The organism is Pseudomonas sp. UBA4194 (assembly GCF_002379585.1).
Taxonomy (GTDB): Bacteria; Pseudomonadota; Gammaproteobacteria; order Pseudomonadales; family Pseudomonadaceae; genus Aquipseudomonas.
The window spans coordinates 19,872-24,472 of sequence record NZ_DFUE01000064.1 but is presented as its reverse complement, the minus strand read 5'-3'; the positions used below and the strand labels follow the sequence as shown (position 1 = coordinate 24,472).

The window sequence follows — 4,601 nt, the reverse complement described above, 5'->3', positions numbered from 1 at the left end:
GGTCCCCTCACCCCAGCCCTCGCCCTGGGGGAGAGGGCGCTAAACGCACACGATTCGAATCAGACCACGTTGAGTTGCTTCATCCAGCCCAACCCCGCCTCGGTGGTGGTCAACGGCTTGTACTCACACCCCACCCAGCCTTGATAGCCAATCCGGTCCAGGTGCTCGAACAGAAACCGGTAATTGATCTCGCCGGTGCCCGGCTCATGCCGGCCTGGGTTGTCGGCCAACTGCACATGATCGATCTGGGCCAGATGAGTGGTGAGGGTTCGGGCCAGATCTCCCTCCATCACCTGCATGTGGTAGATGTCGTACTGCAAGCCCAGGTTGCTGCTGCCCACCTGTTCCTGGATCTCCAGCGCCTGCGCCGTGGTGTTCAGGTAGAAGCCAGGGATATCGCGCGTATTGATAGCCTCCATGATCAGCCGAATGCCCGCGCCACCCAGGCGGTCGGCAGCGTAGGCCAGGTTATTGACCAAGGTCTTGCGCACCAACCCATCATCGACACCTGTCGGGGTGATCCCGGCCAGGCAATTGATCTGGGTGTTGCCCAGCACCTGGGCATAGGCGATGGCGCGATCGACCCCGGCACGGAATTCCTCCACGCGGTCCGGATGGCAAGCGATGCCGCGCTCACCCTTGGCCCAATCGCCCGCCGGCAAATTGAACAACACCTGGGTCAGGCCATGGGCATCGAGCTGGGCCTTGAGATCGGCCAGTTCGTAGTCGTAGGGAAACAGGTACTCCACGCCCGTGAAGCCGGCCTTCGCGGCGGCAGCGAAGCGCGAGAGGAAATCCTGTTCGGTGAACAGCATGGACAGGTTGGCAGCGAAACGCGGCATGGTCGGTCTCCGGTAGCGGCGCCCCGGGGCCAGGGCGCAGGTCTTGTCAGGATAGAGGGTCAGTCGAGCAGGGCAATCGCGGTCGGCGCATCATTGCCCACCAGAGCGAGGTCTTCGAACTCGTTGACGGCATTGATCTCGGTGCCCATGGAAATGTTGGTCACCCGTTCCAGGATGATCTCCACCACCACCGGCACCCGGAACTGCGCCATCAGCGCCTGCGCCTGACGCAGCGCGGGCTGGATCTGATCCGGTTCGAACACCCGCAGCGCCTTGCAGCCCAAGCCCTCGGCCACCGCCACGTGGTCCACGCCGTAGCCATTGAGCTCAGGCGCATTGAGGTTCTCGAAGGCCAGCTGCACGCAGTAGTCCATTTCGAAACCGCGCTGGGCCTGGCGAATCAGGCCCAGGTACGAATTGTTCACCACCACATGGATATACGGCAGGTTGAACTGGGCCCCCACGGCCAGTTCTTCGATCATGAACTGGAAGTCGTAATCGCCCGACAGTGCCACGACCTTGCGCGTCGGGTCCGCCTTGACCACCCCCAGCGCCGCCGGAATGGTCCAGCCCAACGGGCCAGCCTGGCCGCAGTTGATCCAGTGGCGGGGTTTGTAGACGTGCAGGAACTGCGCGCCAGCGATCTGCGACAGGCCAATGGTGCTGACATAGCAGGTGTCCTTGCCGAACACCTGGTTCATCTCCTGATAAACGCGCTGGGGCTTGACCGGGATGCTGTCGAAGTGGGTCTTGCGTTGCAGGCTGCCCTTGCGCTGCTGGCAATCGGCAAGCCAGGCGGCACGACACTTGAGTTTGCCGGCGGCTTTCCACTCGCGCGCCACCTCGAGGAACATGTCCAGCGCCAGGCCGGCGTCGGAGACGATACCCAGGTCGGGGGTGAACACGCGGCCGATCTGGGTCGGCTCGATGTCCACATGAATGAAGCGGCGGCCTTCGGTGTAGACGTCCACGGACCCGGTGTGGCGGTTGGCCCAGCGGTTGCCGATGCCCAGCACCGCATCGGATTTGAGCAGGGTGGCGTTGCCGTAGCGATGGGACGTCTGCAGGCCCACCATGCCGACCATCTGCGGATGGTCGTCGGGGATGGTGCCCCAACCCATCAGGGTGGGGATCACTGGGATGCCGGTGAGCTCGGCGAAGGCCTGCAGCTTGTCGCTGGCATCGGCGTTGATGATCCCGCCGCCGGCCACCAGCAGTGGCCTTTCGGCGCTGTCGAGCAGCGCCAGGGCTTTCTCCACCTGGATGCGGCTGGCGGCAGGTTTGCCGACCGGGAGGGGCTCGTAGGCGTCGATGTCGAATTCGATTTCGGCCATCTGTACGTCGAACGGCAGGTCGATCAACACCGGACCAGGCCGCCCGGAGCGCATTTCGTAGAAGGCTTTCTGGAAGGCGTAGGGCACCTGCCCAGGTTCGAGCACCGTGGTCGCCCACTTGGTCACTGGCTTGACGATGCTGGTGATGTCCACCGCCTGGAAATCTTCCTTGTGCATGCGTGCCCGTGGTGCCTGGCCCGTAATGCAGAGGATGGGAATGGAGTCGGCCGAGGCGCTGTAGAGGCCGGTGACCATGTCCGTGCCGGCGGGGCCGGAGGTGCCGATGCACACGCCGATGTTGCCTGCCTGAGTCCGGGTGTAGCCCTCGGCCATGTGCGAAGCGCCTTCGACGTGCCGCGCCAGCACATGATCGATACCGCCCACTTTTTTCATTGCCGAATACAGCGGGTTGATCGCGGCTCCGGGAATGCCGAAGGCGGTATCGACGCCTTCGCGTCGCATGACCAGAACTGCTGCGTCGATTGCTCTCATTTTTGTCATTATTTTGTGCTCCATAGATTTTGTAATTGTATACAAGTTCCTTGGAGGCGAGTTTATTCAGGAGATCGGGCCGGGGTCAATCGTTTATTTTCGGGGGAGGGGGATTGGAGACGGGACAAGCGTGGAACGAATCAGGCTAGAATTTGGATACAATATTGGCGGGCAGGGGTCATCAATCGCCGACCCCAATCAGAGCCAAGGCAATCACCCCACCTCACACCCTTTGACCACCAACCGAATGATCGTCTGGGCAGCCGCCTCGTAATCCTGCTCCTCAAGCCGGGCTTTGCCGGTTACGACGGCGATCTGCCAGTCAAAGTCGGCGTAGGTCTGGGTGGCCGCCCAGATGCTGAACATCAGGTGATGCGGGTCCACCGCAGCGATCTGCCCGCGGTCGATCCAGGTCTGGATGCATTCGATATTGTGCCGCGCCTGGGCGTTGAGCTGTTCCACCTGCTCCGGGCTCAGGTGCGGGGCGCCGTGCATGATCTCGCTGGCGAACACCTTGGAGGCAAACGGCAGGTCCCTGGAAATACGGATCTTGGAGCGGATGTAGGCGCTGAGCACTTCACTGGGCACACCGTCGGCATTGAACGGCGTGGAGGCCTGCAGGATGGGCTCGATGATGCTTTCCAGCACCTCGCGGTAGAGGTTGTCCTTGGACTTGAAGTAGTAATAGACATTGGGCTTGGGCACGCCCGCCTTGGTGGCGATGTCGCTGGTCTTGGCGGCGGCGAAGCCCTTGTCGGCAAACTCTTCACTGGCCGCACGCAGGATCAGCTCTTTGTTGCGCTCACGAATACTGCTCATGGTGGGGCAGGGTCCTTGTCTCTCGATCACGGCAAGCTGCCGGGCCGGGTGGTCCGGCATGGTAGCACCGCCCTCGCGCACGCCTCAAGAATGGGGCCTGCGCCGGGGTTTGGCATGTCGTAACATGGAACTTAAGCCCATGGCTTGCGTCAGCTTCCTAACCCCAACACAAGGATATACCCGTGGCCGCAGGCAGCTTGCTTACCCTTCTGGACGACATCGCCACACTGCTGGACGACGTGTCCCTGGCCGCGAAGAAAACCGCCGGTGTACTGGGCGACGACCTGGCGCTCAATGCGCAGCAGGTCACCGGCGTCAAGGCCGACCGTGAACTGCCGGTGGTCTGGGCAGTGGCCAAGGGCTCGCTGCTGAACAAGGCCATCCTGGTGCCAGCCGCGTTGCTCATCAGTGCGTTTGCGCCTTGGCTGATCACACCGCTGCTGATGATCGGCGGCGCCTACCTGTGCTTCGAGGGCTTCGAAAAGGTCGCCCACAAGTTTCTTCACAAGGAGGTGGAAACCGAGCATCAACAGCGCAAGGCTGCCATGGCTGACGCCAAGGTCGACATGGTCGCCTTCGAAAAGGACAAGATCAAAGGCGCCGTCCGCACCGACTTCATCCTCTCGGCCGAGATCATCGTGCTGGCGCTGGGCGTGGTGTCCACCCGCCCGTTTCTCGACCAGGTCGGCGTGCTGGTGATCACGGCGGTCCTGATTACCGCGGGTGTCTATGGCCTGGTGGCGGGCATCGTCAAGCTCGATGACGTGGGCCTGCACCTCAAGCAGAAGACCGGCGCCGTCAGCCAGGCAGTCGGCAACGGCTTGCTGTGGCTGGCGCCCGTGCTGATGAAGACCCTGTCGATTCTGGGGACCATTGCGATGTTTCTGGTGGGCGGTGGGATCATTGCCCACGGCTTGCCGTTCGTGCATCACATTAGCGAGGCGGTGGTGCAGATGGCCGGCGGCGGCGTGATGGGGACGGTGGCCAGCACCCTGGTGGATGCGGTGACGGGTATCGTCACGGGGGGTGTGGTGCTGGCGGTGGTGACGTTGGGGAAGAAGTTGTTGGGTAAGTAAGGGGTAGGGGCTGATGGCGGTGGTGGATGGTCCCCTCA

The 4,601-nt window shown here is 62.5% G+C and carries 4 protein-coding genes; 1 reads left to right on the top strand and 3 read right to left on the bottom strand.

Annotated features, from left to right (window positions below; genetic code table 11):
* Positions 1-59: 59 nt before the first annotated feature.
* The 3 genes from hyi to B3397_RS15705 form a co-directional block, all read right to left on the bottom strand.
* Entirely contained in the window at positions 60-842 is a 783-nt protein-coding gene (hyi, locus tag B3397_RS15715; protein ID WP_296251743.1) for a hydroxypyruvate isomerase, read from the bottom strand.
* 59 nt (positions 843-901) lie between these two features.
* The gene (gcl, locus tag B3397_RS15710; RefSeq protein ID WP_296251741.1) at positions 902-2,677 is read right to left on the bottom strand and encodes a glyoxylate carboligase; all 1,776 of its coding nucleotides are present in this window, start codon (positions 2,675-2,677) and stop codon (positions 902-904) included.
* Between the two features lie 204 nt (positions 2,678-2,881).
* Complete coding sequence (locus tag B3397_RS15705; protein ID WP_296251739.1) at positions 2,882-3,487, bottom strand: TetR/AcrR family transcriptional regulator; 606 nt, start codon at positions 3,485-3,487, stop codon at positions 2,882-2,884.
* 182 nt (positions 3,488-3,669) lie between these two features.
* Between B3397_RS15705 and B3397_RS15700 the strand changes: the two genes are divergently transcribed.
* A complete protein-coding gene (locus B3397_RS15700) occupies positions 3,670-4,563 on the top strand; it encodes a DUF808 domain-containing protein (RefSeq protein ID WP_296251737.1) in 894 nt (297 codons plus the stop codon).
* The last annotated feature ends 38 nt before the right edge of the window (positions 4,564-4,601 follow it).

Excerpts from the sequence above, each read along its gene's own strand:
- hyi (WP_296251743.1), bottom strand. The coding sequence starts at position 842 with ATGCCGCGTTTCGCTGCCAACCTGTCCATGCTGTTCACCGAACAGGAT.
- B3397_RS15705 (WP_296251739.1), bottom strand. The coding sequence starts at position 3,487 with ATGAGCAGTATTCGTGAGCGCAACAAAGAGCTGATCCTGCGTGCGGCC.
- gcl (WP_296251741.1), bottom strand. The coding sequence starts at position 2,677 with ATGACAAAAATGAGAGCAATCGACGCAGCAGTTCTGGTCATGCGACGC.